Below are 26,719 nucleotides of genomic sequence, written 5' to 3' on the forward strand. Positions count from 1 at the left end.
CGATCACCCGACGACCCCCATCAGGACTGCCCCGGCTCCCATCACGATGCCGGAGAAGACGAACAGCACGACGACGTAGCCCATCATGTCCCGAATGGTCAGTCCGGCGATGCCGAGCACCGGGATGGCCCAGAACGGCTGGACCATGTTGGTCCACTGGTCGCCCATCGCGAAGGCGATCATCATGTGGTTCATCTGCGTTCCCGGGATCGACTGGGTGGCCGAGGCGTAGATCTCGCCCATCACCGTCCACTGGCCGCCGCCGGAGGGGACGAAGAAGTTGACGATGCCGCCGGAGACGAACACCATCAGATACCACGTCGTCTCCGTCGCGTAGGCGGCGGCCGTCTCGGCGATCAACTCGGCCAGCCCGGAGAAGACCATGATGCTCATGATCCCGCCGTAGAACTGGAACTGGATGATGATTTGGCTGGCCCCGCGGATCGCCTCGTGGAAGACCTCGATGTAGCTGCGAAGCGACGCGTGCGCGAGGAAGCCGAGGCCGAACATCGCCGAAATGAGGATGTTGATGTTCAGGACGTCCATGAACGGCTCCGTCACGAACAGGTAGCCCAGATACGTCCAGATCAGCAGTCCGACTCCGACGCAGAGCGCCGTGCTATCGAGCAGAAGTTCCTTCGGTCGCGATTCGTGCAGGCGGTGTGGCCGCGCGTCGGTGGTCGCGGTCATCCCACCGTCGGAACGGTATTCCGACGTTCGCCTCGTTTCACTCGGCTCACCTACATCAGAACGAGGTTCTGATGAGCTTCGACTCGCTTCGCTCGCCTCAACTACGTCAGACCGTCGGTCTGACGAGGATCGAGATCCTTCGGATCTCTCACCCCCATCAGTCATCACCTCGCCGCGCGCCTGCCGCAGCTTCTCCTCGGGGACCGTCTTGATATGTTCCTCGTCGGGCGCCATCAGCGGCATGAGCACCACGACGACGGCGACGGTCGCCGTGACCAGCGCGAGGTTGAATGGGTGGAAGATCGTCTCGGAGACGGGGATGACGCCCATGCTCTCCTCGGCGAAGTGGCCGTCCGTCGCGACGAGCAACAGCGAGGCCGCGGAGAGGCCCTGGTGCCATGGGAGCAGCCCCGCGTAGGCGGCCGCGACCAGCAGCGGATAGTGGACGTCGACGTCCTTCTCGGCCATCGCGATGCCGACCTCGCGGGCGAGGATCGCGCCGGCGATCAACACGACGCCCCAGTGAAACAGCCCGAGCAACTGACTGCAAAATGCGACGACGACGATTGCTCCCGTCTGGCTGCTCGGGATCGCCGCGACCCGCCGAAGTCCGCGTTTGACCGGCGGGGAATCCGCCAGCGCCCAGCCGGTCAAAAGCGCTAGCGTCGCCTGCGTCGAGAACGTGACGACCTCCCAGAAGCCCGCTCCCCAGTGGGTCGCGACGTCGGCGGGTCCCGTATCGGTGACCAGGACCGCGATACCCATCGTCAGAAACGTCAACAGGAGCGCGAAGATGAACGCGTCGGGGAGATAGCGCCGGACGAGCCTGCTCGAGAATTCGCCGAGTCCGGTGAAAAAGCGACGGACCGCGCCCTTCTCGCTCGAGGCCACGCTCATGATCCCCCTCCGCTCGGGGACAGCGATTGCGGTCCCAGACGGTGCACCCGAACCGGTCGCTGCGGCGGACCGTTCGCTTTCGGTACCATAGCTGTCTACAGGGAGACCAGAACCAGACCGATAAGTGAACTGCCAAAACAACTTGAGACCATCACGAAAACCGACTGCTTTGGTCGGATACCGGCCGTCGAAAACTGTCCTAATCTGCGAGACGTCCGGTCGGATTTCGACTACCGATCGGGTGCTCGAGCCTGCGACGACGACCGTTCGATCCGGTCGCCGTCACCGCGCTGCCGAGTCCAAACGGTATTTACCGTCGCGGTCGAAAACGGCAGACGATGGAACGCGGGTCCCGGGATTCGTTTACGCGCATGGGCACGCTGGGGATTGAAGAGGAGTGTTTCGTCGTCGACGACGACGGTCGCCCCACGAGCGGCACCGACGATCTCGTCTACGAGTACGACCCGCCCGAGATCCTCGAGGGACGGCTCGATCACGAACTGTTCAAGTTCGTCATCGAGACCCAGACGCCGCTGATCGAGGATCCCGCCGACGCCCGAGAGACGCTGCTCGAGATTCGACGGGCGCTGGTCGATCACGCAACCGACCACGGCTACCGGATCGCCGCGGCGGGGCTGCATCCGCTGGCAAAGTGGCAGGAACTCGAACACGCCGAAAAGCCGCGGTACCGGTCGCAACTCGACCGCATCCAGTACCCGCAACACCGGAACACGACGGCGGGTGTCCACGTCCACGTCGGCGTCGACGACGCCGATAAGGCGGTCTGGATCGCCAACGAACTGCGCTGGTTCGTCCCGATCATCCTCGCGCTCTCCGCGAACTCGCCGTACTGGAACGGGTACGACACCGGGCTCCAGTCGGCTCGCGCGAAGATCTTCGAGGCGCTGCCGAACACGGGGATGCCGACCTACTTCGAGGACTACGAGGCCTTCGACCGGTTCGAACGCCGGATGCTCGAGACCGAGTCGATCCGCGACCGCGGCGAACTCTGGTACGACGTGCGGCCCCACACCGCCCACGGGACCGTCGAACTGCGGACGCCCGACGGACAGGCCGATCCCGAAATCATCCTCGCGTTCGTCGAGTACGCCCACGCCCTCGTGGAAGCGCTTGCCGAGGAGTACGAGGACGGCGCCGACGGCTACGGCCGGGACCACCGGCGCGAACTGCTCGACGAGAACAAGTGGCGGGCGATCCGCCACGGCCACGAGGCCAGCCTCATCGACCGCGAGATGGAGGGGACGATCGATCTCGGCGAACTCGTCGACCGCGAGTGCGAGCGCCTGGGGATCAACGGCATCAAGCGCGTCTACGAGCGCGACAGCGGCGCCGAACGACAGCGGCGCCTGCTCGAGGAGGAGGGTCCCGACGCCCTCTGCGAGTCGCTGCTGCTCGGAACCGAGTGAGTGCGCCGCCGCCAGTCTTTGCCTGATTCGGCCGTTCGTATCGACCGGAAACAGTTCGTGATACTGATTCCCGCAAAGGTTTACCCCTGTGGGAAGCCTCGTCCCGGACGAGAGGATATATGGCTTCAGATGACACCGACGAGCGTCGGGGAGGCGACGGGAGCGGCCGCCCGCAGCGCGACGAATCGGACGATCAGTTCGACGAATCGCCCCTCGAGTCCGGCGCGGACGATCCGGCTGAGCCTCGAGACGAGGGCGATCGAACGGCCGCCGTCGAGGAGGTCGACGGCCGGATCGTCGATCTGCTCTCGTGGATCCTCGATACGGAGACCCGCGCGAAGATCTACGTCTACCTGCTGGCCAATCCGGGCAGCACCTCCGAGGAGGTCGCCACGGGGACCGGCCTCTATCCGAGCACGGTTCGAGAGGCTCTCGCAGAACTCCACGAGGAGGAGCGCGTGAACCGGGAGAAACGCGCCAGCGAGGGCGCCGGCAACAACCCCTACGAGTACACGGCCATTCAGCCGAGCGAACTCGTCGGCGGCGTCGTCGATCAGGTCCAACAGGAACTGAACACCATCTTCACACTCGATCGACTCCTCGATCGCCACGGTGCGTCCGATCCCGGTCTCGAGGGCGGCAACGAACCGGTGACGATCACCGTCGACGACACCGAACCGCCGGAGCCCGCCGCGAACGGCGCGTCCGAGACGTCGCGCTCGGGTTCCGACGACACCACCGCCGCGGGACGCGACGCCGACTCGGCCGACCCAGCCGACGAGGATGACGCGACCGAGTCGTCGTCTGATCCCGGCCCCGAGGAGTAACGTCGCCGCGAAACCGTCGCCGGCCACTCGTCGCCCCAGTTCTCTCGATTTCTCGGCTCAGTCCTCGAGCGTCAGCACGGCCGGCCGCTCGAGTTCCAGTTCGAACTCGACGGCGCTGGCGGTCGTCGTCGGCCAGTTGTCCGTGTCCGTCAGCGACTCGACCTCGTCGGCGGTAACGAGGTGGGTATCCTCGCTTTTCGCGCCCTCGACGGTCGGATTCCAGGCGTAGGCCATCGGCGACGTCACCGGGGCCTCGTGGTCGGGCGTCGCGATCCACTCCCGGCCGGCGAAGCCGGCGGCGCCGCCCTGATGGTGCTTCTCCCACTCGCCCGCGTAGCCGAGCGCGTCGTAGGCGTCCCGAATCGCCGCGAAGACGTCGCCGGCCGTCCCCGCGTTTCCGTCGCCAGCCGCCGCTCGCGTCGCCGCCAGCGCCGTCGTCTCGACGCGGGCCGCGGTCGCGTGTCGCTCCTCGAGCCACGACGGCGGGTCGAAGGCGACTGTCCGAGTACAGCTCGCGTGGAGGCCGGCCCGCTGGGTCGTCACCGAGACGAGCGCGTAGTCGCCGAGTTCGGCCTCGGTCGGCGTGTAGTGGCGGTACTGCTGGGCGCGTTCGGCACCGCCGACGAGGACAACGGGCGCCTCGACATCGCGGGCCGAGAGGGCGACCCGTAGGGCCGACGCGACCTCGTGTTCCGTGTCCACGGCCCGGAGTTCCCGACAGACCGACTCGACGGCGGCGGCCGTCTCCTGTCCCAGCCGCCGGTAGCGCTCGCGGTCCTGTTTCGTCAACGGCTGCCGGAGCGGCGTCGGATCGACGCGCTCTACGCCCGGCACGTCGACGTCCGCGGCGGCCCGTTCGTCGGAGCCGACGCGGGCCGCGATGGCCGCTTCGAGCGACGAGTCGTGCCACGGGAACTGTTCGATCGAGATTTCGTCGGCGTCGAGATCCGGCAACTCCTCGTCGGTGATCCGATCGGCTTCGATGGTGTCCGTCACGATTCGGAGGGTCGTCCCGTCGTAGCCGACGGCGGCGACGCCGGCGTCGGTCTCGCGGTCGACGACGTTGTTCCCCCCGGTCAGCCAGGCGAACGAGTTCGGCCGGGCGAACCAGACTGAATCGAGGTCGTTCGACTCGAGGTAGGTCTCGAGGCGCTCGCGTTTCTCCATGTCGAGTGCTGGCGTGGCCGACTCTTGAATGCGGCGAACGCGAAGCCGTCGGCTGCGGCGAACGTCCTTCGGCTGGCGCCGTAAATCGGATGGGGTCGGGGGTCAGCGGCCCGATTCCAGCGCGGTAAGAACGACTCGGGTAACCTAAGTACGGGCCGTCCTAAGCCATCGTCGAACGTCCGTGTCGACCAACAGTCAGACCTCTCGTCCGGTAGTTCGTCCGCTGATCGAACGGTTCGGCTTTCCGCATCTGCTCGCGGTGACGCTCGTGATGGTCGCGGCGACGATCCTGCTCGGCATCGCCGCGAAGGCGACCGGGTCGGGGCTAGCCTGCCAGGCTAACTGGCCCCAGTGTGACGCCGGCCCGTACAACCTGTTCCCGGCGAACCTCCCGAGTTTCTACGAGTGGTTCCACCGCTTCGTCGCCATGTTCGCCGGCTTCGCGATCATCGGGACGGCCATCGCCGCCGTGCGCTTGCCGGACGTCGACCGCCGCGTCGCCGGGCTCGTCGTCGCTGGACTGGTGCTGACGCCGATTCAGGTCATCCTCGGTCGCGAAACCGTCACGACGTACACGATGGACATTCTCGGACTCCACTTCTGGACCGCGATCTCGATCTTCGTGGTGTTTACCGTCGCGACCGTCCTCGTCTGGGCGCCGCGGCTGACGGCGGATCACGTCACCGGCGCGCTCGTGGTGGGTGCCGTCGCGCTCCCGGCCCACGTGGTGATCAGTCCGACGGTGATCAGCGACGTCACGACGTATGGACCGTCGATGCAGATGTTCCAGTACGGCGTCACGCTCGTCATCCTCGCGTCCGTCATCGTCGCCACGATCATCGGTCGCCGCCGGTTCGACGAGAGGCGGCTGACCGCGTTCCTGAGCGCGACGGCGGTGCTCGCACTCGCCGTCGCCTACCTTGGCCGACAGGCCGTCAACCCCGCGTTCGAAACCCTCTACACCGTCGGCGCCGGACTGCTCTTCGTCGCGTTCCTCGCGGGCGTCGGTCTGACGCGCCGCGCCTCGAGGACGTCGCGGACGCCGGCGTCCCGATAACGGCGTTCACAATTCGTTCTGCCGTTCGTCGCCTCACTACGCCGTCAGCCGAGCGTCGCGACGATTCCCGTGCCCGCGAGTACCGCCGCGACCCCGAGGCTCAACAGAACGTAGTTGGCCAGCGGGTTCGCCGTCCGGGTCACCGCGAGCGTGTAGCGGCGACTCGAGAGGGGCCAGAGGGGACGGATCCCCATCGGCGTCAGCGCGTCCGCGAAGAGGTGCGAGCAGATCGAGAGCGCGCCGACGAGGAAGGCGAAGCCGACGAGGCCGGCGCCGAGAAGGGGGGAACCGGCGCCGGCGAACGTCGCGGCGATCCCGGCGAGCCCGGCGCCGACTAACAGGGCGAACGCCAGCGAGTGGGTCGGGCCGCGGTGCTCGACGAGCGGCACTTTCTGGTCGCAATCAGGGAGCGTCGAGAGCGCGACACAGGCGAGCGCGCCGAGTATCGCCGCCGTCTCGTGTCCGCCGAGGGCGACGGCGGTGCCAAGCGGCGCGTACGCCAGCAGCGCCGTCCCGTAATGGCCGACCTGATACATATATTCAGTGACATTCCGTGACGAACAATAAACACACCGCTGCGGGGGCTCCCGTCCGCTGTTTTCGGACAGGTTCGATCGCGACCGACGGATTCGTCCGCTAATCGCCTCGAGCCGCCATCAGATAGCTGCCGTCACTTAAACTACTTCGATAGCAAACCCGCCAATTCTTGTAAGCACCTGTGGATGTTTCACCGACGATCCCTCCATGTACCCTGCTACCGGACGGACGGCGAGCGCATCGAGGCAGCCGAATCGAGTTCGACGACGGGACCGTACCGGCCGCGTCGGCCCGCCGGTAACGGTGCGGAGCGAACGATGAGTCTCGTCGCGACGGTCGTGGTCCCGGCGGCGGAGTTCCCCCTCGGGTCGCTGCTCGACATGGACGAGGACGTGACGCTGACCGTCGAGACGACGGTCCCGACCAGCGAGTCGGTCGTCCCGTACTTCTGGGCGCCGGCCGACGTCGCCGACTCGATCGTCGCCACCCTCGAGTCCGAACGGACGGTCGCCGCCGTCTCGATCGTCGACGAAATCGACGATCACGTCCTCGTCAAGATCGCGTGGAACGATCGGGTCGACGGCGTCCTCGAGACGATCTGCGAGCGCGACGTGATCGTCACGAGCGCTGTCGGCACGGAGACCCGCTGGACGTTCCGCCTCTGGTTTCCGTCCTCCGAGGACCTATCGGCCTTCTATAGCAGTTGCCTCGAGCGGGATATCTCGATCGAACTCGTCCGCCTCCACGAGACGGACGAACCGAGCGTCGACCGCGGGTTCGGATTGACGACGGCCCAGCGGGAACTGCTGGTCGCCGCCTACGAGGCCGGCTACTTCGACGTCCCGCGGCGAACCACGCTGGTCGAACTGGGCGACCGGCTCGACGTGTCCGACTCGGCGGTCTCACAGCGGCTGCGTCGCGGCCTCGCGGCGCTCATCGGCTCGACAATCGCCGTCGATACCGACGACGAAACGGCGTCTCTCTCGCGTCGATTGGACGACGAACTCGAGGTCGAAACGCAGTCGGATCCGTGACTCGCAACTCGAGCGGGCGGCGGCCGTCTCGCCGCCGCTGTCGCATCGGCGGAACGCGGGTTCTTCGGTTCGGATCGTCGTGAAGCAGGCGTTCAGGGACGTCCACATCCGCGTCTGCAGGGGTGCAGCGGTCTCCGATCTCCTCTCGAGTTCCTCGTCGCTGCGGCCGGCGGGAGGACGAACGTTTATCCACGGTATGATGGACGTGATCCCATGCGGCTCGTGGAAGTACTTATTCCGAAGCAACAGCGCGAAACCGTCGAGGAGACGCTCGAGAACGAAGGTCTCGATTTCACTCTCGTCGAGGAGCAGAGCCGCGACGAACCCTCGGTCGTCATCACGTTCCCGTTACCCGCGCCCGCGGTCGAATCCGTCCTCGATGAACTCCGGGACGCGGGACTCGACGAGGATTCCTACACCGTGATCGTCGAGGCGGAAACCGTCGTCTCCGAACGGTACGACGAACTCGAACAGCGATACGCCCAGAACACCGCACGGATCTCTCGCGAGGAGCTGCAGTCCCAAGCGAAGGACCTCACCCCTCGGTTCAGCACGTATCTCGTCATGACGATTATGAGCGTGCTCGTCGCGACCGCCGGTCTGCTACTCGATTCGCCGGCGGTTGTCGTCGGATCGATGGTGATCGCACCGCTGATCGGTCCCGCGCTCGGCGCGAGCGTCGGCACGGTCATCAACGACCGCGCGCTGTTCCGGCGCGGGATCAAGCTTCAGGCGCTCGGGCTCGGCGTCGGCGTCGTCACCGCCGCCGCCTTCGCGTTCGTCGCTCGGACGACCGGACTTGTCTCACCGATGCTCGACATCTTCGAAATATCGGAGATTCAGGGCCGTCTCACCCCCGATATGCTCTCGCTCGTCATCGCGGCCGGTGCCGGCGTCGCGGGGGCGTGGACGCTCACCGCCGGCACGTCAGCCGCCCTCGTCGGCGTCATGATCGCTGCAGCGCTCGTTCCGCCACTGGGTGTCGTCGGCATCGGTCTCGCATGGGGGCTCCCGGAGGTCGCGCTCGCCGCGGGCGTCCTCGTCCTCGTCAACATCTTCACGATCAACATCACCAGTCTCGCCGTGCTCTGGTACAAGGGGTATCGGCCGGACAGCTGGTTCCAACAGGACGAAGCTCGCGTCGCCACGAGGAAACGCGCCGTCGCACTCGCGGTTACGATCGTCGTCCTTTCGGGATTTCTCGGCGCCGTGACCTACGACACCTACCGGACTGGGGTCTACGAGAAGAACATCAACGAGGACGTGGCGGCCGTTCTTGATTCGCCCGAATACGCCGAACTCACGCTCATCGACGTCACGGTCGAGTACACCGATCCGGTCCCGCTCCGCCAGCCGGAACGCGTCGTCGTTCGGGTCGGCTATCCGGTCGGCACCGAGCCGCCGCGGATCGGCAACGAGATCGAATCCCGAGGGAGCATCCGCGCCGAGTCGGCGTTTCACCTGCCGACCGGGCCGCTCGTCGACGCCCACCGCGCCGAGGTGGTCGTCTACTACATTCCGCGGGGATAGATTCGATGCGCTCGCGCCGCGAGGAACGCTCGCTCCCGAGATCGAGCCTGCGGCATCGACTGCGAGTAATCGGGGCGGTTAAGCCTCTCGATGAGCTTTCGATAGGCGTGAAGAACGTCACAGAGCGGACGAGCAACCCGTTCGGACTACGACCGCCGTTCGATCGGACCGGGCCCGACGAGCGGACCGCCGTCTTCGGCTACGGCGACGCCAACGCCGACTTCCACCTAATCGGCGACCACCCCGATGTCCACGGCGGGCGGTCGACCGGCGTGCCGTTCACCGAAACCGAGTCCGGCGTCGCGATTCAGGAGGTCGCTCGCGCGGTCGACTTCGCCGGCGGCCCGTTCGATCGACCCGACCTCGAGAACCTCTACTGCAGCTACATCCACATGTGCTGTCTGCCGCCCGGAGAGACGCCGAGCGACGAATCCTACGCCGACCTCGAGCGGTTCTTCGACGCCGAACTCCGGGCGATCAACGCCCACATTCTGCTGCCGGTCGGCGAGCGGGCGACCGATCACGTCCTCCGGGAGTACACCACGCAACGGCACCGGATCGACCTCGATATGGCCGTCCTCCACGCCACCGAGATCCGCGGCCGCGGCTTCCTGATCGTCCCGATTCGGGAGCCGACCGAGTGGGAAGACACCGACGACGAAGCGATCGTCGCGCGGCTCGAGGCGATCCTGGGACGCGATTACCGCCAGACGAAGGGCGTCGCGACGCTGGTCGGCTGAGGCAGACCTTCGGGCGCTTGCGAATTCGGACCAGGACATCCTCGAAAACGGTGTTCGCTGCAGTTTCGCTGTTGCTCCTTGCGTTAGCAGTAGTTGGGAATACGATTTCGTTATTCAACGTCGACCGTGAAAATCGCGGTCAGTATAGGGAACTCATGCATCGGTCAATGTAGGGCAAATCCAGCACAGAGATATTGATAATATTGACGTATTGATTGTTGGACATATTTTATGGAGTCTTATCCTTAGCTGCAATATACACCACAATCATTGGAAGTGACCAAACAAAACCAGATATTGCATAGAATTCGAGAAACGGAGGAGTAATTGGTTGGTCAACTCGTCCTATCAGACTGAAGAATATCTCAAAAATGGAGAACCAAACTGTCATACTAACGATTACAGCGCCGATTTTCCTTTGGTCGGTCTGAGTCAGATTCAGTCTATTCATAGGACTCGATACAATATTTCAATTTTATAATTACAAATAATTACTCTTTCTGATAATAGACAATAGGTAACTTGAATTCGAGAATAAGGGATACCGCAGCCCGTGCTCAGTAAGCATACGTAGTTACCGGCCGATTGAGCTTCAGTTGTATTGCTGCATAACGAAAATCGCGCTATATCCACTGTTAGTAATTCCATCTCTCCGTCCGGCGATTGACCGACGCTCTCGGACCGAATCGCTGTCCCAGCACCTCGTGCGAAAGCGACTGCAACAAAATCGACCGAGGAACGGAACGGTTCGCACGTCGGTACTCGAGCGAACGGATCGACCGCTCGAGTCACCAGCCGAAGTGCTTCCGGATCGTCGCCCGCAGCGGCAGTCCCAGGCCGCCGACGATCGGCAGGACGACGAGCACCGCGAGATCGCTCCCTAGCGTCGCCGCGTCCGCGGCCGCGAGCCCGAAGCCGACCAGCGGGGCGAGCACGGGAACGACGTACAGGTACGACGGTTTCCAGCCGGGACCACGCCGGGTGTGGCGGACGATCACGGCGAACAGCATCGGCATGAGCACCGCGCCGGCCAGCAGCGGCCCGCCGACGAGGACGGTCGTCGCGGTGACCGCGAGCGCGACCACGATCGTCTCGTCGATCGACACCGGCCCCCACGTGTCGCCGTCCCGGTAGGCGCGCACGCCGAGCAACGTCAGGAGCGTCAGGCCGACCGCACCGGCCAGCGCGGCGTACCACAGCGGCTCCACGAGCGGCGGTGCGACGAGCTCGAACGCCATCAGATACGCGACGCTCGAGTCGATCCCGTAGCGCCCGCTCGAGAGCGTCGTCACGAGGGCGTCGGGATCGGTGCCGGCGGCGGCCAGTTTGGCTCGCAGGGTCTCGAGGGCCGACCGGTTGGCGGACGCGAAGTGGCCGAGTCCGGAGAGGTAGACGAAGACCGACAGCCAGATCAGCGGCAGGGAAAAGTTCTGGCGGCGCCACCAGCGGACGACAGCGTTGTCGCCGAACCCGCCGGGTTCGGACTCCGCGGTCGCGTCGGCGTTCGATTGAGACGTTCCCGCGGTCCTCGTCGTTCCCGTCGTCGTTCGGCCCGCTGTTCTCGTCCCGGTCGAACCGGTTCCGGTCGTCCCGCTCGTTCCCGCGGTGCTCGAACTCGACGTCGCGCCCGCGCTCGCGGTCGATCCAGTCGCGCTCGAGGCGGTGCCCGAACTCGAGCCGGTGCTCGAGCGCGAGTTCGTCGTCGACGTCGATCCGCTCGTTCCGGCCGTCGACGCGCCCGCACCCGCAGTCGCCGTCGCCCGCTCCGGTTCCTCGTCGGCGTCTGACGTCCCGTCGTCCGAGTCGCTCGACCGCCAGACGTCCGCCGAGGGGAGGCCGCTGGTTCGTTTCGCGACGTAGTCCTCGTGACCGAGGCGGTCGTAGGCCTGGCGCTCGACTGGATCCCCGAGGATGTCGTGGGCTTTCTTGACCGCCGTGAACTGCGCTCGAGCCCGGTCGTCATCGTTGTGGTCAGGGTGGTAGACGCGCACCTGCTCGCGGTAGGCGGTCTTGATCTCGTCCTGGGAGGCGTCGTCAGGAATATCGAGAAGGTCGTAGAAATCCTCAGTCATGTGAGAGTCACGGGATCGTGTTATCTGATGTGAGTTGTCGGCTCGGCATATAATTATCGTGTCGTTCGGTGCAGGATGGTATCTCTCGTCGCTCCACCTAATTGATTATTTCGGCTGCGGTGACCTATCTGAACTGGTGACGTTCACCGATTCGCGAAATCGGTCAGCGAGGACTGTCCGTCTTCGAGGTCTCGGGAGGCGTCCGGCGGCGCCGGTTCGTCGCCGTCGTTCGAATCGGGCGTCGATTCGGATTCGTCGCTCGAGTCGTCGTCGGTCGCCCCGCCGCCGTCGGTGCGCTGCTCGTCGGCGCGTCGCTCCCAGCCGTCGAGGCTGGCCTGATCGGCGGCCGCGAACTCGAGGTTGGCGACGCGGACGCCGACCTTACGGACGGGATCGGTTTCGAACTCGGCGAAGAGATCGCGAGCGATTCGTTCGACGAGGTCGGGGTCGTCGACCGGCCCGGAGAGGGACTTCGCGCGCGTGTTGACGTCGTACGGCGGCAGGACGGCCTTGATGCCGACGGTGCGGTACAGCGCCCCCTCGCGCCGTGCGCGGTCGGCGACCGCCGACGCGAGCGTCTCGATCTGCTCGTACTTCGGCTCGGGTTCCGAGACGGGATCGGCAAAGGCCGATTCCCGCGAGAAGCTCTTGGGTTCGCCCTTCGGCTTGACCCGGCGGTCGTCGTCGCCGCGGGCGCGGTCGTACAGCTCTCGACCGCGCTCGCCGAACGCCTCGACCAGCGGCTCCGGATCGGCCGCGGCGACGTCGGCCGCGGTCTCGAGGCCCATCTCCCGTAACTTGCGGGCCGTGACGGGGCCGACGCCGTGGAGCAGGTCGACCTCGAGCGGGGCCAGAAACTCCCGTACCTCCCCGGGGCGGACGGCCGTAAGGCCGTCGGGCTTGTCGAAGTCGCTGGCGATCTTGGCCGCGCTCATCGTCGGCGCGACGCCGACGCTGACGGTGACGCCGACCTCCCGGCGGATTCGGTCCGTAACGTGGCGGGCGAAGCCGTCGGCGACCTCCCAGGCAGTGCGCTCGGTGACGTCGAGGTAGGCCTCGTCGATGCTCACCTCCCGGACGACGTCGGCGCAGTCGTGGAGGATCTCGCGGACCTCGCTCGCGACCGACTCGTAGTAGTCCATATCGACGGGGCGGTAGAACCCGGTTTCCTCGCGGGTGAGATCGGGGTCGTGGTCCGCGGCGTCCGCCTCGAGCGCTGCTCGACGGGGCAGGTTCTCGAGGGCCGTCGAGATGGCCTGGGCGCTCTCGACGCCGAATTCGCGGGCCTCGTAGCTGGCGGTGGCGACGGCGCCGATGGTCTCGCCGGGTTCGTAGCCCATGCCGACGACGACGGGTTCGCCCCGTAGTTCGGGCTCGCGCAGTCGCTCGCAGGAGGCGTAGAAGCAGTCGGCGTCGACGTGACAGACGATGCGGTCCTCCTCGTCCTCGTCCGCCTCGACGCCTGGCAGCCGCGGCCCATCGGACATTCGTCTACTGGGGGGTTCGCGCGAATCGTTGTGAACGTTGTGTCCGCGCTCGGCCGTCGTCCGATCGGCGACCCGCAGTCGCCGGTCGCGGTTACTCGTCCTGGATCTCCTCCCTCGGCGCCCAAAGCGCACACCAGTCCGCCGACCGGACCTCGCCCGCAACTTCGGTACACGCCCCGACTGCGTCGCCGTCGCGGTCGTCGATGTAGTACGTACAGGTGCCGCAGTGGTTCCCGTCCGCGGGCCCGCACTGGTAGCTCGCTTCCTCCTTCGACGTCAACTCGCCCTCCGACTTCCGCTCGACCCCGTCGATACTCACCGCGTTCGCCTCCACGTCCGGGACGGTATCGTCTAACCGGTCGAAACACCAGTCGGCCGGTCGGTCGCGCGCCGGTTCACCGGCTTCCTGACTGGTGTCTTCGCCCACGGACACGCACCCGGCGAGCGCGATCGCCGACCCGCATCCCGTGGCCCGAAGCACCCGGCGTCGCGACTCCCCTGATTCCTCATCTGCCATACTATTTGCTATGTGTTACCACATCAAAAGTCCGGTGTGCGGCGATTCAGACATTCCGTCGCGCCGGACGGTTCCGACCCTTCGGGTCCGACACCGCGCTCGAGACGGACCCGAACCCCGTGCGATACCGTCCCCTCCCTCGAACAAATCGCCGCCCCGTCTCGACGCCCCGGCGAGTACAAGGGCGTCCATTATTCCATCGCGAGTCGTTATTTGTGTTATTAGCTAGCACGGGACGTGATCGAAATTCACCAACGGTGGGTGGCTACGATGGGTGACAACGAGAACGCAACCGACGACAGGCCGAGCCGATGGCCCGAGGGTGACCGACGGACGGAGCTCGAACGGATGCTCGAGGACGCCGAGCACGATACGGAACTCGGGCTCGAGATGGCGCGGGACGCCCAACGAGTCACGGCGGGAGAGCTCTCGGAAGCCGAGTTCTACGATCGGTACCACGAGGCCGTGGTCGCGGAGTTCGGCGAGGACGATCGACCGCTCGAGCGGCCGGACGACGGGCGCGACGCGGGGACGGATTCGCCGTTCGGCGTCGACGAAGAATCGCGTCGCAGCGTGATGCGCAAGGTCGGCGCCGGGGCGGGAGCCGTCGGACTCAGTGCGTGGGCCGCGACGGCGGACGACGATCCGGCGCCGTCGGCGACCGAGGCGGAAGCACCCGAGGGTGACGACGCGGGGACGCAGTGGGGGATGGTGCTCGACCTCGAGCAGTGCGACGGCTGCCTCTCCTGCGTCGTCGCCTGCGCCGAGGAACACAACTGGGAACGGGGGGCCAACTGGATGTACATCCTCGACTACGAGGACAGTGCGTCCGACGGCCACAACCGGCTCATTCGACCCTGCCAGCACTGTACGGACGCGCCGTGCGAGAAGGTCTGTCCGACGACCGCCCGTCACACCCGGGACAGCGACGGCCTCGTGCTGACCGACTACGACGTCTGCATCGGTTGTCGGTACTGTCAGGTCGCCTGTCCCTACGGCGTCAACTACTTCCAGTGGGACGATCCGGGCGTCTCGGCGGACGAACTCGAGGACGATCACGTCTACGACGCTCGCGGTCGGCCGGTCGGGAGCCGCGCGCCGCGGGGCGTCATGGAGAAGTGTACGTTCTGTGCGACCCGCCAGGACGGCACCAAGGGCGAGGAATTCGTCGGCAGGACCGCCTGCGAGGACGCCTGTCCGCCCGAGGCGATCCAGTTCGGCGATATGAATGATCCCGAAAGCGACACGCGACAGTACCTCGAGGATCCCGAACTGGCTCGCGTGCGAGCGCAGAACCCGCCCGAGGACGAACTGCAGGAAGCGATCGCCGTCCTCACCGGCGAGACGGATCCGTCCGAAGGCGACGACGGGCTGACCGAACGGGAGGCGCGAACGCTCGTTCGGGCGGAGGCCGGCACCGCCGAGTCGACGTTCCGGCTCCTCGAGGACGTCGGGACCGACCCGAACGTCGTTTATATCGGAGACGAACCGGGCGCCGATGCCCACCAGGTCGACGGACCGATCGACTACGAAGCGGTCGGCCACGTGGACACCCGAAAGGACGTCCTCGAGCAGGGGACCGTCGGGTTCGAGCTGCCCGACTGAGCGGCGCTCGAAGCGCACTCGAGCGGTGAAATAGACGGGACGAGCCGCGGCGGGACGGCGCGATACCGGCCCGGTATCGCGTCTCGAGTCGACTACTCTCCGTCTTCGGGGAACTCGAGCAGCACCTCTTTGCTCTCCGGAGCGAGCTCGTCCCAGCTCACGCTCCCCCGCTCTGCGATCGTCGACGGCTCCAACAGCGGATCCTCATACACCAGCCCCGCGGTGAGTGCCGGCGGTCGAAGCTCGATTTCCTCGCCACCCATTTCGACCGGCCCCGACGGACCAAACGCCGGTTCGGCCGGCGGGTCGCCGACGACGATCCGCGCGACCATCCCGAAGATCTCGTGGGGCGCACACAGGACGTCGTAGACGCCCGGCTGATCGAAGCGGTAGAGCCAGAACGTTCCCGTGCCCAGCACCGGCGACGAGAACGCCGGGACCCCTTCGGGAACGCGGCGTTGCCGGCCGAGCTGCGGATGATACGCGGTGACGGTGTGGTCGGGCGTTTCCAGATTGAAGCGCACCACGTCGCCGGGCTCGACGGCCAGCCCGGTCGGCTGGAAGAAGAACTCCGGCAGCGGCCGCTCCGATTCCGCATTCGGTGGTCTCGTGATCAGATCGACCTCGTACTGGGGTTGTAGCGGCGCCGGCACCTGCTCTTCGCCCTCGAGGCCCGAGTAGCCGAGCACCGGGTGGATACACTGCGGTTGAGCGCACTCCCGTCGCGCCTGTCCGCGGTCGGAACCGTCGGCCTTCTCGTGCTCACCACTGCGCGCGGCGCCGAGTCCGGACGCGAGGGGAATCGTCGACGTTACACCAGCCGCCTTGAGGATCTGTCTGCGATCCATAGCGGCCACCTGCCCCCATTCCGGATTAGTTATGAGGTGATATTGCGCTGACAAACGGTTCTTGTGGAGAAACCGTCATCGCCAGTTGGAGATTACTCCCGCGTCGGTTCGCGGGTCGAAATCCGCACCCGGCGGGCGGTCCGACGGGGTCGTCGAGCGGCGCGACCGCGGGTCCGCGCTCGAACCCCCGCGATCGTATCGTCGGCGAACACTTTTTGTCTCAGCAACAGTATCGCGCGGTATGGACTCCGACACGCCGCCACCGATCGACACCTACGGGACGGACTCGGACGCGAGCTCGGATTCGAACCGGATCGTCAACGCCCTGCTCGGCGGCGGCGTCGGGATCGTGCTGTCGTTCCTCCCGGGATCGACCGTTCTCGGCGGGGCCGTCGCCGGCTACCTCGAGGGCGGCGGGACCGACGAGGGACTTCGGGTCGGCGCGCTCGCGGGGCTCGTCATGCTCGTCCCGAAACTGCTGTTCGGGCTGGTCGCGCTCTGGTTTCTCGGGATTCTGGGACCGGGCGGCTTCGGGGCCGTGATCGTCCTCTTCCTGCTGGGCATCGCGGCGTACACCCTCGCCCTGAGTATCGTCGGCGCGGTGATCGGGACCGTCCTCGAGAGCGAATTCGGATCGCGGACTCAGTTGTAGCCGCGCCAGCGGTGCCCGCACTCGGTACACTTGAAAAAGCGCGTCGGCGGTTCGTCGGCCGAGGCGGTCTGTTTGAGGGTGTACCACGCCTCCTGGTTCTCGCACTCGTCGCAGACCACGTCCGTCGCCTTCGGCTTCCCCTCGAAGTTGGCGTTCTCGTCGGACTCGATCACGTCGTCGTCGGTCTGGGACTCGGTGGTGATGAACGCGTCCTCCTGCTCGTGGTCGCGTTCGCTCGCGGCGCCGCAGTCGTCGTTCGTACAGACCATGCGATCGCCCTGAGCTTTCATCATCGAGCCGCAATCGTCGCAGAACTGCATAACCGGGTGTAGCGGATCGAGCAGGAAAAGTGCACCTCTCGCGGGCCCGCGGGCGATTACTCGCGACCCTCGAGCGCTTCGTCCTCCAAGACGACCGGGCAGTCGGCAACCCGGAACCGATCCAGCGCAGGCATATCGAGGATGTCGGTTCCCTCGCGGGTACACGCGACGGTCGGCGGCGACGCGAAGTGTTCGCACTGATGGCAGTAGCCGTCCGTCTCGATTTCGCGGATCTCTCGCTCCTCGTCGCGAGGGGACGCTGCTGGAGCATCGTCGTTCTCGAGGCGCTCCCAGAGTCGGTCGCGGTCGAGCGCCGCGACGTTCTCGCGGTCGAACAGTTCGTCGAAGTCGATCCCGTCGGGGTCGGCGTCGTCTCCGGCCGCGCCCTGCCGCTCGTCGACCGCGGTGGCCAAGTCGCCGAGGGGACCGGTTCGGTTGGTGTCGTCGGATTCAGAGGAGGTCGAACCGCCCGCGGCGTCCGCCTCGAATTCGATCGACCGGTCGGACTCGAGTTCGTCTAGCCGGATCGGCTCGAGGTCGTCCGTCCGACTCGAGTCGGCCCGCTCCGTCTCGTCCGCCTTGTCGTCCGGCGTATCGTCGGTCATCGGACCGTTTCCTCCGACTCGAAGTCGAGGACGGATGTCGTGTCCGAGTCGTCGCGGTCCGTCGGATCCGCCTCGAGCGCGTCGAAGATCGGTTCCGCCGACGACGGCGCGTCGTCGCCGGCGTCGACCCGTCCCTCGAGAGCCGGCGGTTCGCCGGTCACGAGCGTATGGGAGCCGAAGAACGAGGTCTTCTCGGCGACGTCCGTGATCGCCGTCGAGCAGTGGGGACAGGCCGGCTCGGTCAACAGCGCGAGGTCGACCGCGGCGTCGCAGGCGTCGCAGACGGCGGTGCGAATTCCGAGCTGGTTGGCCGCTCGTTTGAGCCGATCGGCCGCCGCCCGGTGACGCTCCCGTTCGGCGACGGCGTCCCGGCGGTCGCGGAGGTCCAGCACGGCGTTGGCCAGCGCGGTCGTCCGGTCGTCGAGCGCCGCCGTCTCGTCGACGAGGGACTCGAGGACGGCCTCGAAGTTCTCGAAGCCATCGTCGACGATCGCCTCGAGGGTCTCGAGTTCCTCCCGGATGGCTGCGAACTCGTCCTCGCCGACGTGGTCGGCGTGGTCGTGGTCGGCGGGCGCCTTGGCGTCGGTCTCACGTTTGACCTGGACGACGCGACTCCGGACGTCCTCGAGTAATTCCATAAACTCGTCGCGCTGGGCGTCGATCCGGGCCTGGACGGCAGTGAGGTCGTCGAGATCGCTCGGCTCGATGTCGTCGTCGGTCGCGACGGCGTGGGCCGCCGTAACCAGACGACGGCAGACGTCGTCGCGGCTCTCGCCGCGCCGGCTGGCCTCCCGGGCGAGCCAGTCATCGACCTCGCCGGGTGGGGCGAACGAGATGCCGCCGTCGTCTTCGCTCGACATTTGTTCGATCTACGGTTCGGTCGAAGCGGGCTTAAGGGTTGGTTCGGACTCACCGTTCGATACGCACGGTAGAGGGTCTATTAGCGGATTTTTCGAACGTTACTGATGTCGAATCCGCTGTCGTTGATCGCCGTCTCGAACCGGACGATGTCCTCGTCCTCGAGTCGCGAGAGAACCCCGCGGAACTGTTCGACGACGAGGGTTCGCGCGCGCTCGGAGCCGCCGCTCTCCCACTCGAACAGCAGGGTCCCGTCAGTGGCCTCCTTCAGGCGCCCCAGCTCAGTTGGTTCGAGGGCCTCCGCGTTGACCAGCAGCAGGATGACGCCGCCCCAGCGGTGGGCGGCGCGTTTGAGCCCCTTCAGCAGGACCGTCAGATCGGCCCAGGCCAGCCGGTCGTCGGCCGTCGCGACGAGGTCGGTCACGGAGTCGACGACGACGAGGCTCCCCGCCGCGTGCTCGGTCAGGTACTCGCCCAGCGCCTCGAGGACGCCGCTGCGATCGGTCCGCTTCCCGAGTTCGGTGATGTCGGTCGCGCGCTCGGCGTACCAGTCCGTCGGTACCGGCGTCAGCTGGAAGTACGACTCCGCGAGTTCGACGACGGAGACGCCGTCCATCCCCGCGTCGACGAGGTCGCCGTCCATGACCAGCCCCATCTCGTCGGTGATCGCGGCCCGTTCGTCCGTAAACGAGATGTAGTGGACCGCGTCGGGGAGTTCGGTCCCCGACTCGAGGTCGCCGTAGTAACGATCGAACTCGCCGGGCGCCGAGCCCGCGAGACCGTTCAACACCGCGCTCGTGTAGGCGAACTCCCGCGCGCCGGCCCCGGCCTCACCCGCGAGCAACACGACGCTGCCGGCGGGTGCGCCCCCGCTGATCATCCGGTCGAGCCTCGAGATTCCGAGGGGCAGCCGTTTCATACCCGTTCCGTTGGAACGGACCCGCTTACGCGTTGTGGCAGTTCGTCAGGCTGCCCTCGACGGCGTGACTTCGGAGAGAACGCTGCCTGGGGAGTGGCCACTCCCCCCAACCGATTCGCTCGTTTTACTCGCTCATCCCTCGCACGACGGTATCGATCAGCCCTCACTATCGTCACGGGTCACTCCGTTCCCCGTCTACTCACGGGCGCTCCGCGCCCGTTCGTATGGTTCGCGGGACCGTCGGTCCCGCGCTATTCACAGTCGGGGTGCTCCCGTCGGTCACACCTCGCGTCGCTCGGCCATGATCGACAGCGTGCGCCGCTGCAGAACTACTCGAGCGGGTTACAATCGCTTGCTATCGGACAGCACTCGAGCCCCCTCTGAAGCCGGCTTCGACAGAATAACGCGCCCCTCGAGTCCGTTATCGTCCAGCGCGTCTCGAGCCGCCAATTCGGCCTCGGCGGCGTGGCTGCGGTCGGTCACGCCGTAGACGACGGGGCCCCACGACGACTGGCCGATGCCCGACAGCACCGGGCAGTCCTCGAGCGCCTCGACGAGCGTGCCCGCTGGCGGGCGGAAGACGCCGCCCTGTGCGTCGGCGTACCAGGCGCCGTTCTTGCGGCCGATCTCGGCGACCGCCTCGCCGAAGGACTCGAGGCGGCCCTCCGCGGCGGCGGGCAGCAATTTGCGGGTGACGACGCCGGCGATCTCGTCCGCGACGGCGGGGTCGGCGCGCTCGACGACGGCGCGCATGCTCGCGTCCTCGTCGTCGCCGCTGCGGCCGGGGTCGGCGTCGGGAACCGCGACGAGGAAGCGCCAATCCTCGGGGAGGTCGTGGCGGGCGACGACCGGGGGCACCGTCCAGTCGCCTTCCGCCGGTGGTTCGGTGGTAAAGCGGTTGGTCGGATGGCCGGCGTCGACGACGAAGCCGCCGTCCTCGAAGGTCGCGACGCCGACGCCGCTGCGTCCGCCCCGTCCCATCGCCGGCGCGAGGGCTCGAGTCGAGGGCGCGAGGCCGTGGGCCCGCGCCGTCGCGGCGAGGACCGAGAGGGCCAGTTGGGTCCCGCTGCCGAGGCCGACGTGGCGGGGCAGCCGCTCCTCGAGCGTGACCGCGACTCCCGGAACGTCGAGGGCCTCGACGGCGCGGGCGGCGTACTCCCGGCCCAGCGGATCGTCGCTCTCGACGCTGTCGGCAGGTTCGGCGGTGACCGTCACGCGGGGCTCCTCGAGTCCGACGCCGATCCCACCGTAGAGTCGTCTGCGAGCGAGCGAGAGGTTCTGGAAGCCGACGTGGAGTCGCGCTCCAGCGCTGACGGTCGCGGTCGTCATGCCCGGCCGTAGGAAGGCCCCCGGGAAGGGGGTTTCGACGCTGGCAACGACTGTCGTCGCAGGCGGTATTGACAGACAGTAACACTGATTCATTCTTCAATGTCTCTGGTGAATGTGGCGCTCAGTACAGGGAATATAGTGACCGCGAGTCTATCAAATAAAGACGGGTGTCATTCATTACCACTCGTGACGTAGAGTACATGATCAGTGCTGATGCAAATCCAAGAAACTCGAGAAGTCGCGTGTCCGAAATGCGGGGAGAACAGTAGCGTTCCAGTCCCAGAACAGGACGTGGAGCTGAAAGTTAGTCCGTATGTCGCCGCGTTCGGCGAGCACACGGAAATCGACTGTTCGAACGAACATACATTCTGGGTCTACTACTGCTAGCCAAACTCTCCTTCTATCGGTCGTTCAGTTCGTATGACACGGTCTATGGTCTATACCGTTCAGTACTGATATAGACCAATACACAATCCTCCTAGAAGCAGACATATGACTAAGCTCCAAGTGTGATAATGATGTCCCAGTCTTCCGGTGAAACCACGAATTCTGGACTACTACTGAGTTCAGAATCATCCGAAGTAAGGATGCCCAATCAACAAGAGTACACCTGCCCGAGCTGTGAATTCGTAGCCCCTCATAGAGAAGAACTCACACTTCATCTTCGAATAATCCATTCACAGGGTGTATCATACACGAGTCCCCAACCCCCATAATTCGGATCTTCTTTTGTGAATAAAACCAACGGCTGGTGAAGTTACTCTATCACTGGAAAAAGAAAACAGGAGGGTGTCATAGAATGGCCCGCGTACCGATTATGTTGACCTCGGCGAGTATTACATACAGGTCAAGTAGGTAACGGAGCGGCGACTGATCTGTCTGGAAGATAGCAGAAATTGCGTGCTGAATATAGAGGATCTCTACACCAAACGGACGTTGTTTATTCCTCACAGTTGGTAGAGAATCAACTACCTGTAGAACCTGACACCTCTATATGGGATCTCGAAACCCTAGCATCGTATGGAGTGACCGCTGAGGCGAGTATCATCATCATCCTTCATCAATTCGTTATGGAGACAAATGTCGTCTCGAATTCCACGGATATATGGGCTAAAACGCTGGAATGTGCATTTCTAATGTCTGAAAAAGGAACGAATTAGTTGTTATAATAGTACTTCCCCCATATATCAACAATTCATTTACCGTCTGGAGGTGTAGTCGCAGCTATCTATGGCCGAAGCTGCTGGGATTGATCTCCTCAACCTTCTGTTGGTAATCACGCTCGCGTGGATATTTGGGACCCTAGTAGAACGTATCGGCTATCCCGCACTCATGGGAGAAGTCCTCGCGGGAATCCTTTTCGGACCCGCGTTATTAGGCATACTGCAGCCCAGTGAAACACTTGAACTTTTCGCGGAGTTTGGAGTGTTTCTGCTAATGATCTACGTTGGTATGGAAGTCGATATTCATGATTTGTTTAAGCTTGGTCCCCAATCACTGATGGTCGCGTTCGGGGGTTTTGTTGTCCCATTCGGTCTTGGTTATTTAGTCGGAGAAAACATCGGCGTGACGATCGACCAAGCACTGTTCATCGGTATCGCGATGGCTGCTACTTCACTAGCAACAAAATCCAGAATTTTAGTTGATTTAGATGTCCTCGACACACGGGTTGCAGGTGTTCTCCTTGGGGGTGTGCTACTGTCCGACGTTGGAGTGATGGTCGTGTTTACCGGCGTCATGGGATTTGTCGAAACAGGGGATGTGATTCCTCTGGGTCTTGGTCTGGTCGCTGGTGAAGCGCTTCTGTATTTTACAGCGGCACTCCTCTTCGGCGATAGGTTTTTGCCCTATCTCTGGGGTCAGTTAGAAGATTGGATGGAACGGCACGAATATGTTGACAAAACGTCTGTATTCACAGTCGCACTTGTTGTCGCACTTATCTTCGCCTTTTTCGCAGCGGTCGTCGATCTTCATGTGATAATCGGGGGATTTATTGCAGGCCTGTTTCTTCGGCAGGCCCAGCTTGAACAAGATATCTATAACCATATGTACGACGTGATTTACGACTTGGCGATGGGTCTGTTCGCACCGATCTTCTTCGTTACTGTCGCATTCGACCTTACACTTGATGTTTTTATGGAAAGTCTGGGACTTCTCGTACTGATCGTGATAACTGCATTCGTGAGCAAGATTCTTGGAAGCTGGCTGTTCACCCTTCCAACGAAACTCTCCTCAAAGGAAGGACTTGTTATCGGCCTTGGAATGAATGGGCGGGGAACTGTCGAAATCGTCATTGTTTCCGTTGCCCTCTCAGCAGGCGTTATCGAGTCAGAACTGTTCTCAATTCTCGTCTTCACGGCGATTTTCACCACAGCGCTTGTTCCGCCAACTGTGAAATGGGGAATCGACTGGCTCGAGCAGGCAGGCGAACTCGTCCTCATGAGTGATCCAGAACTCGAATTCGATTAAGTGAAAATGAGGGGCAAAACCTCCAAATACCACATGAAATCAATATATTATTTTGATTCCAAAATATAACCATACAAAAGCATGGAGGTATGGTTATTCGCTCTCATTCCTGCTGGAAGTCTCTTTCTCAGTAGCATTTCCATTGTCTGATTGCAACTCGTCCTTCTTATTGATCATCTTGGGAAGCCGTTCTGTGACCAAATACCTGTGGAACCTGAAAAGAAGGTAGGAGCCAACACTAAATAAGATCAACTCGATAATATACAGCTCAATTAATTCGACTATTGACAGTTCACCGAGGGCCAATCCCCCTACAAGCATTAGAAATCCAATTGTGAACCAGAGTATCACGGCTGGGACAATCACGAGGAATAATCCAATAAGTATTATTTCTGCCTTATTTATGCCTTCTTTCAACCTCATACGGAACCTTTGTGTTCAGAATACAAAGAGATACTGCAACCAAGATGCTTGGGTCCACCTGATAAGAATCCAAATTGACGGTTATAAAGTTATATTCCTATTGAATACCACACCTGTTACGGATGCAATTTCTACAAAATTAAAATTATATAAACTGGACATTAGGTTAATGGTGGATCTTATCCTAATGCGCGAAGGGTGAGGTAGAGATCATACGGTTTCCCTAGAGACTGTCCGACCCGAGACACACTGACCCTCACCGAATTCCGAGACCGTCGTAGCGTGGGACAAGCTGCCATATTATCATCGCATCTCCCCATCACGATTGACATATCGATTCCAGGGGACTTTAACGCTGACCAGAAGCCAGCGTTTTCTTAGGGCTCAAAGGTAGAATGGCCGGGGATAAAAGGGACACCTCCTTCGCAGATCAAGCCAAATCTCGTGCGACATTCGCGCTTTGTATTCAGCACGACTCTTTGAAGAGATACGCTGATTGGTAGGAATCCCAGCGATCGATAAGCATCCACACTTAACGAATTACGTAGACTCGAGGACCACGATATGATCGAAGTGAGCGGGTCGACGAATTTGAAAACGTACGATGCCGTCGATCCTGGATTAGAAGCATCTGTCGAGTTCGACCCGCGAGATACTGCAAAACTGGAGTAGCAGGAGAGCGTAACGGGATTTCTTTCTTTAACCATACAAGAGTCCTATGATAAGTATGGGGAGCTAACCGAACAGAGTAACTCTGAAAAATTATATCATCCCACCCTCTATTTTAGAGGTATGAGAGCCGACCAGAATGTGGTGAATTCACGATTATTGATATCGATTGGAGGACTAGCTTTGGTAATTCAGTCGATAGTATTTCAAGGCACCTTTGGAATTGTGGAAAATCCCGGAGTTTCCGGAGTCCTTAGAGACGTGCTGAGCGGTGGTCTATTGCTGGTGGCAACAATTTTCCTTTTCAGTGGAGTGTATCTACGCCTACGCGATTCTCGATAAATATGCAGACGTAGTTATCGAATCTGGAGACTCACTCTCACTTCAGATCTCGAGTAAAGAGCACTGTTATATCAATCGCGTCGACAGTCGCTACGCATGGACACCGCCTCGGTCGTCGTCGCCGCCCGCGAGGAAGGGGAGCGCCTCGAGCGCACGCTGACGTCGCTCGCCCGGCAGTCGTTCGACGGGCAACTTGAGGTAATCGTCGTCGCCAGCGGAACGGCGACCTGCAGGGTCGCTCGCGAACACGGGGCGGTCGACCGCGTGCTCACCGACGACCGCTGCGACGGTCCCGGCGCGGCGCGCAACCGGGGCGCTGCGGCCGCGACCGGCGACGTCCTGCTTTTTACCGACGCCGACACGGTCGTCCCGCCGACGTGGGTGCGACGCCACTGGCGCCACTACGCGACGACGGCGGTCGTCGGCGTCGGCGGCCCGCTCCGGCCGCTCGCCGACGGGCTGGCTCACCGCATCCGCTTTCGGCTCCTCTCGGACTGGTGGTACCGGGCCAGCTGGCCCGTCGGATTCGTCCAGCAGCCGGGGCCGAACTGCAGCGTGCGCCGGTCGGCGTTCGAGACGGTCGACGGCTTCGACGAGTCGCTTTCTTTCCTCGAGGATACCGACCTCTCCCTACGATTGTGCGAGGCGGGATCCGTCGTCTACGATTCAGACTGTCCGGTCCGGACGTCGGTTCGACGCCACGAGCGGGAGGGGTATCTCCCGCTCCTGCTGGCGTACCTCGTCGGCTACCTCGAGTACGCGCTGCCAGGGCGGTCGCCGACGCGGGATCACTTTTCGTAGCGCGACCGACCGTCGGCTCTTTCTCGTCGGCCGTCGTACCGACGGCTATGGATTCGGATCTCGTCGACGCCCTCGCGGCCGACGCCTCGCTCACCTGCGTCGTCGGCGCCGGAGGCAAGAAATCGACGCTGTACGAACTCGCCGGTCGCCTCGAGCGCACCGTCGTGACGGCGACCGTCCGCATTCCGATCTTCGACCGGCAGGTCGCCGCGGTGCGAGTCACCGAGGACCCGATCGAGCTGCTCGAGCGGACCGCCGCTGGCGAGCCCGACGGCGCTGCGAACGGCCTCGAGTGGCCCCTGGGCCTGGTCCCGGAACAGGAGCGAGACGATCGCTACCTGGGGTACGACACGGCCGTCGTCGACCGGATCGCGGCGGCAACGAGCGTCGATCACGTTCTCGTCAAGGCCGACGGGGCGCGAACGCGGCTGCTGAAGGCGCCGAACGAGCGCGAGCCGCAGCTTCCGGAGACGGTCGAAACGGTGCTCGCGATCGCCAGCGTCGACGCGGTCGGCCGACCCCTCGACGAGGGGGCCGTCCACCGGCCGGAGCGCGTCGCGGCCGTTACCGGACGCGATCTCGGCGACCCGATTCGGCCGGACGACGTCGCGACGATCCTCACCAGCCCCGACGGCGGGTTGAAGGACGTGCCGCCGGACGCGACGTACGTGCCGGTGCTCAACATGGTCGACGACGCCGATGACCGTGCGATCGGCCGCGAGGTCGCGACTCGGATCCTCGAGCGGAGCGCGGACGCCGATGCGGATGCCCACGGACGAATCTCGCGCGTCGTCCTGACGAGCATGATCGCTGACAAGCCGTTGGTCGACGTCATCGAGTGACGCCGCCGATCCCGACCCGTCTCGAGGTCCCAAATGCGATGGAATGAGGGCGTAG

At 63.8% G+C, this 26,719-nt stretch carries 25 protein-coding genes; 12 read left to right on the forward strand and 13 right to left on the reverse strand.

Translation table 11 applies throughout. From position 1 onward, the window contains the following. Positions 1–3: 3 nt before the first annotated feature. The gene (locus EH209_RS24500; RefSeq protein WP_249038724.1) at positions 4–1,587 is read right to left on the reverse strand and encodes a short-chain fatty acid transporter; all 1,584 of its coding nucleotides are present in this window, start codon (positions 1,585–1,587) and stop codon (positions 4–6) included. A gap of 338 nt (positions 1,588–1,925) precedes the next feature. Here EH209_RS24500 and EH209_RS01175 point away from each other — a divergent pair, with 338 nt between their 5' ends. Next, complete coding sequence (locus EH209_RS01175) at positions 1,926–3,014, forward strand: glutamate--cysteine ligase (RefSeq protein ID WP_126661170.1); 1,089 nt, start codon at positions 1,926–1,928, stop codon at positions 3,012–3,014. A gap of 119 nt (positions 3,015–3,133) precedes the next feature. Further along, positions 3,134–3,841 carry a helix-turn-helix domain-containing protein gene (locus tag EH209_RS01180; RefSeq protein ID WP_126661171.1) on the forward strand — a complete coding sequence of 236 codons (708 nt, stop codon included), beginning with the start codon at positions 3,134–3,136 and terminating at the stop codon, positions 3,839–3,841. A 57-nt stretch (positions 3,842–3,898) separates the two neighbouring features. Here the strand turns inward: EH209_RS01180 and EH209_RS01185 are convergent, their stop codons facing one another. Then, a complete protein-coding gene (locus EH209_RS01185; RefSeq protein ID WP_126661172.1) occupies positions 3,899–5,008 on the reverse strand; it encodes a M24 family metallopeptidase in 1,110 nt (369 codons plus the stop codon). A 181-nt stretch (positions 5,009–5,189) separates the two neighbouring features. On the opposite strand from EH209_RS01185, the gene EH209_RS01190 reads away from it, so the two are divergent. Continuing rightward, a complete protein-coding gene (locus EH209_RS01190; RefSeq protein WP_126661173.1) occupies positions 5,190–6,065 on the forward strand; it encodes a cytochrome oxidase assembly protein in 876 nt (291 codons plus the stop codon). Positions 6,066–6,109: 44 nt separating this feature from the next. Here the strand turns inward: EH209_RS01190 and EH209_RS01195 are convergent, their stop codons facing one another. Further along, the gene (locus EH209_RS01195; RefSeq protein WP_126661174.1) at positions 6,110–6,601 is read right to left on the reverse strand and encodes a metal-dependent hydrolase; all 492 of its coding nucleotides are present in this window, start codon (positions 6,599–6,601) and stop codon (positions 6,110–6,112) included. Between the two features lie 318 nt (positions 6,602–6,919). On the opposite strand from EH209_RS01195, the gene EH209_RS01200 reads away from it, so the two are divergent. From EH209_RS01200 to EH209_RS01210, 3 genes are all read left to right on the forward strand, one after another. Continuing rightward, a complete protein-coding gene (locus EH209_RS01200) occupies positions 6,920–7,636 on the forward strand; it encodes a helix-turn-helix domain-containing protein (RefSeq protein WP_126661175.1) in 717 nt (238 codons plus the stop codon). Positions 7,637–7,849: 213 nt separating this feature from the next. Next, a complete protein-coding gene (locus tag EH209_RS01205; protein ID WP_126661176.1) occupies positions 7,850–9,166 on the forward strand; it encodes a TIGR00341 family protein in 1,317 nt (438 codons plus the stop codon). A gap of 107 nt (positions 9,167–9,273) precedes the next feature. Then, complete coding sequence (locus EH209_RS01210; RefSeq protein ID WP_126661177.1) at positions 9,274–9,906, forward strand: uracil-DNA glycosylase family protein; 633 nt, start codon at positions 9,274–9,276, stop codon at positions 9,904–9,906. Positions 9,907–10,694: 788 nt separating this feature from the next. Here EH209_RS01210 and EH209_RS01215 read toward each other — a convergent pair. The 3 genes from EH209_RS01215 to EH209_RS01225 all read right to left on the reverse strand — a co-directional run bounded on the left by EH209_RS01215 (position 10,695) and on the right by EH209_RS01225 (position 13,982). Further along, a complete protein-coding gene (locus EH209_RS01215; protein ID WP_126661178.1) occupies positions 10,695–11,978 on the reverse strand; it encodes a J domain-containing protein in 1,284 nt (427 codons plus the stop codon). Positions 11,979–12,121: 143 nt separating this feature from the next. After that, positions 12,122–13,465 (reverse strand): DNA polymerase Y family protein, encoded by a 1,344-nt coding sequence (locus EH209_RS01220; protein WP_126661179.1) that lies wholly within the window; start codon positions 13,463–13,465, stop codon positions 12,122–12,124. 91 nt (positions 13,466–13,556) lie between these two features. Beyond that, positions 13,557–13,982, reverse strand: coding sequence for a high-potential iron-sulfur protein (locus tag EH209_RS01225; protein ID WP_126661180.1), 426 nt, complete (start codon positions 13,980–13,982; stop codon positions 13,557–13,559). 270 nt (positions 13,983–14,252) lie between these two features. Between EH209_RS01225 and EH209_RS01230 the strand changes: the two genes are divergently transcribed. Beyond that, a complete protein-coding gene (locus EH209_RS01230; RefSeq protein WP_126661181.1) occupies positions 14,253–15,587 on the forward strand; it encodes a 4Fe-4S ferredoxin N-terminal domain-containing protein in 1,335 nt (444 codons plus the stop codon). Positions 15,588–15,679: 92 nt separating this feature from the next. Here the strand turns inward: EH209_RS01230 and EH209_RS01235 are convergent, their stop codons facing one another. Beyond that, positions 15,680–16,435, reverse strand: coding sequence for a cupredoxin domain-containing protein (locus EH209_RS01235; RefSeq protein WP_126661182.1), 756 nt, complete (start codon positions 16,433–16,435; stop codon positions 15,680–15,682). Between the two features lie 241 nt (positions 16,436–16,676). On the opposite strand from EH209_RS01235, the gene EH209_RS01240 reads away from it, so the two are divergent. Continuing rightward, complete coding sequence (locus tag EH209_RS01240) at positions 16,677–17,087, forward strand: DUF5518 domain-containing protein (protein ID WP_126661183.1); 411 nt, start codon at positions 16,677–16,679, stop codon at positions 17,085–17,087. Here the strand turns inward: EH209_RS01240 and EH209_RS01245 are convergent. The 5 genes from EH209_RS01245 to EH209_RS01265 all read right to left on the reverse strand — a co-directional run bounded on the left by EH209_RS01245 (position 17,078) and on the right by EH209_RS01265 (position 21,118). Continuing rightward, positions 17,078–17,407, reverse strand: coding sequence for a transcription factor S (locus EH209_RS01245; protein WP_126661184.1), 330 nt, complete (start codon positions 17,405–17,407; stop codon positions 17,078–17,080). The two genes, EH209_RS01240 and EH209_RS01245, sit on opposite strands and share 10 nt — an antisense overlap. A 56-nt stretch (positions 17,408–17,463) precedes the next feature. Continuing rightward, the gene (locus EH209_RS01250) at positions 17,464–18,012 is read right to left on the reverse strand and encodes a hypothetical protein (protein ID WP_249038725.1); all 549 of its coding nucleotides are present in this window, start codon (positions 18,010–18,012) and stop codon (positions 17,464–17,466) included. Next, positions 18,009–18,872 carry a hypothetical protein gene (locus EH209_RS01255; RefSeq protein ID WP_126661185.1) on the reverse strand — a complete coding sequence of 288 codons (864 nt, stop codon included), beginning with the start codon at positions 18,870–18,872 and terminating at the stop codon, positions 18,009–18,011. The genes EH209_RS01250 and EH209_RS01255 overlap by 4 nt, the downstream gene beginning before the upstream one ends. Before the next feature lie 80 nt (positions 18,873–18,952). After that, a complete protein-coding gene (locus EH209_RS01260; RefSeq protein ID WP_126661186.1) occupies positions 18,953–19,789 on the reverse strand; it encodes an RAD55 family ATPase in 837 nt (278 codons plus the stop codon). 342 nt (positions 19,790–20,131) lie between these two features. Then, positions 20,132–21,118: a beta-ribofuranosylaminobenzene 5'-phosphate synthase family protein gene (locus EH209_RS01265; protein ID WP_126661187.1), complete on the reverse strand. Its 987-nt coding sequence runs from the start codon at positions 21,116–21,118 to the stop codon at positions 20,132–20,134. 213 nt (positions 21,119–21,331) lie between these two features. Between EH209_RS01265 and EH209_RS25240 the strand changes: the two genes are divergently transcribed. Together EH209_RS25240 and EH209_RS01270 are read left to right on the forward strand one after the other, a co-directional pair. Next, positions 21,332–21,505 (forward strand): hypothetical protein, encoded by a 174-nt coding sequence (locus EH209_RS25240; protein WP_449271906.1) that lies wholly within the window; start codon positions 21,332–21,334, stop codon positions 21,503–21,505. An 843-nt stretch (positions 21,506–22,348) separates the two neighbouring features. Next, positions 22,349–23,587, forward strand: a complete 1,239-nt coding sequence (locus EH209_RS01270; RefSeq protein WP_126661188.1) for a cation:proton antiporter — start codon at positions 22,349–22,351, stop codon at positions 23,585–23,587. Between the two features lie 93 nt (positions 23,588–23,680). Here the strand turns inward: EH209_RS01270 and EH209_RS01275 are convergent, their stop codons facing one another. Further along, positions 23,681–24,010: a hypothetical protein gene (locus tag EH209_RS01275; protein WP_126661189.1), complete on the reverse strand. Its 330-nt coding sequence runs from the start codon at positions 24,008–24,010 to the stop codon at positions 23,681–23,683. 1,107 nt (positions 24,011–25,117) lie between these two features. On the opposite strand from EH209_RS01275, the gene EH209_RS01285 reads away from it, so the two are divergent. Together EH209_RS01285 and yqeC are read left to right on the forward strand one after the other, a co-directional pair. Then, positions 25,118–25,822, forward strand: a complete 705-nt coding sequence (locus tag EH209_RS01285; protein ID WP_126661191.1) for a glycosyltransferase — start codon at positions 25,118–25,120, stop codon at positions 25,820–25,822. A 47-nt stretch (positions 25,823–25,869) separates the two neighbouring features. Next, positions 25,870–26,664, forward strand: a complete 795-nt coding sequence (gene yqeC, locus EH209_RS01290; RefSeq protein WP_126661192.1) for a selenium cofactor biosynthesis protein YqeC — start codon at positions 25,870–25,872, stop codon at positions 26,662–26,664. Positions 26,665–26,719 lie beyond the last annotated feature (55 nt).

It is taken from the genome of Haloterrigena salifodinae (assembly GCF_003977755.1).
Taxonomy (GTDB): Archaea; Halobacteriota; Halobacteria; order Halobacteriales; family Natrialbaceae; genus Haloterrigena; species Haloterrigena salifodinae.

Excerpts from the sequence above, each read along its gene's own strand:
- EH209_RS24500 (WP_249038724.1), bottom strand. The coding sequence starts at position 1,587 with ATGAGCGTGGCCTCGAGCGAGAAGGGCGCGGTCCGTCGCTTTTTCACC.
- EH209_RS01175 (WP_126661170.1), top strand. The coding sequence starts at position 1,926 with ATGGAACGCGGGTCCCGGGATTCGTTTACGCGCATGGGCACGCTGGGG.
- EH209_RS01180 (WP_126661171.1), top strand. The coding sequence starts at position 3,134 with ATGGCTTCAGATGACACCGACGAGCGTCGGGGAGGCGACGGGAGCGGC.
- EH209_RS01185 (WP_126661172.1), bottom strand. The coding sequence starts at position 5,008 with ATGGAGAAACGCGAGCGCCTCGAGACCTACCTCGAGTCGAACGACCTC.
- EH209_RS01195 (WP_126661174.1), bottom strand. The coding sequence starts at position 6,601 with ATGTATCAGGTCGGCCATTACGGGACGGCGCTGCTGGCGTACGCGCCG.
- EH209_RS01200 (WP_126661175.1), top strand. The coding sequence starts at position 6,920 with ATGAGTCTCGTCGCGACGGTCGTGGTCCCGGCGGCGGAGTTCCCCCTC.
- EH209_RS01205 (WP_126661176.1), top strand. The coding sequence starts at position 7,850 with ATGCGGCTCGTGGAAGTACTTATTCCGAAGCAACAGCGCGAAACCGTC.
- EH209_RS01215 (WP_126661178.1), bottom strand. The coding sequence starts at position 11,978 with ATGACTGAGGATTTCTACGACCTTCTCGATATTCCTGACGACGCCTCC.
- EH209_RS01220 (WP_126661179.1), bottom strand. The coding sequence starts at position 13,465 with ATGTCCGATGGGCCGCGGCTGCCAGGCGTCGAGGCGGACGAGGACGAG.
- EH209_RS01225 (WP_126661180.1), bottom strand. The coding sequence starts at position 13,982 with ATGGCAGATGAGGAATCAGGGGAGTCGCGACGCCGGGTGCTTCGGGCC.
- EH209_RS01230 (WP_126661181.1), top strand. The coding sequence starts at position 14,253 with ATGGGTGACAACGAGAACGCAACCGACGACAGGCCGAGCCGATGGCCC.
- EH209_RS01235 (WP_126661182.1), bottom strand. The coding sequence starts at position 16,435 with ATGGATCGCAGACAGATCCTCAAGGCGGCTGGTGTAACGTCGACGATT.
- EH209_RS01240 (WP_126661183.1), top strand. The coding sequence starts at position 16,677 with ATGGACTCCGACACGCCGCCACCGATCGACACCTACGGGACGGACTCG.
- EH209_RS01245 (WP_126661184.1), bottom strand. The coding sequence starts at position 17,407 with ATGCAGTTCTGCGACGATTGCGGCTCGATGATGAAAGCTCAGGGCGAT.
- EH209_RS01250 (WP_249038725.1), bottom strand. The coding sequence starts at position 18,012 with ATGACCGACGATACGCCGGACGACAAGGCGGACGAGACGGAGCGGGCC.
- EH209_RS01255 (WP_126661185.1), bottom strand. The coding sequence starts at position 18,872 with ATGTCGAGCGAAGACGACGGCGGCATCTCGTTCGCCCCACCCGGCGAG.
- EH209_RS01260 (WP_126661186.1), bottom strand. The coding sequence starts at position 19,789 with ATGAAACGGCTGCCCCTCGGAATCTCGAGGCTCGACCGGATGATCAGC.
- EH209_RS01265 (WP_126661187.1), bottom strand. The coding sequence starts at position 21,118 with ATGACGACCGCGACCGTCAGCGCTGGAGCGCGACTCCACGTCGGCTTC.
- EH209_RS25240 (WP_449271906.1), top strand. The coding sequence starts at position 21,332 with ATGCAAATCCAAGAAACTCGAGAAGTCGCGTGTCCGAAATGCGGGGAG.
- EH209_RS01270 (WP_126661188.1), top strand. The coding sequence starts at position 22,349 with ATGGCCGAAGCTGCTGGGATTGATCTCCTCAACCTTCTGTTGGTAATC.
- EH209_RS01275 (WP_126661189.1), bottom strand. The coding sequence starts at position 24,010 with ATGAGGTTGAAAGAAGGCATAAATAAGGCAGAAATAATACTTATTGGA.
- EH209_RS01285 (WP_126661191.1), top strand. The coding sequence starts at position 25,118 with ATGGACACCGCCTCGGTCGTCGTCGCCGCCCGCGAGGAAGGGGAGCGC.
- yqeC (WP_126661192.1), top strand. The coding sequence starts at position 25,870 with ATGGATTCGGATCTCGTCGACGCCCTCGCGGCCGACGCCTCGCTCACC.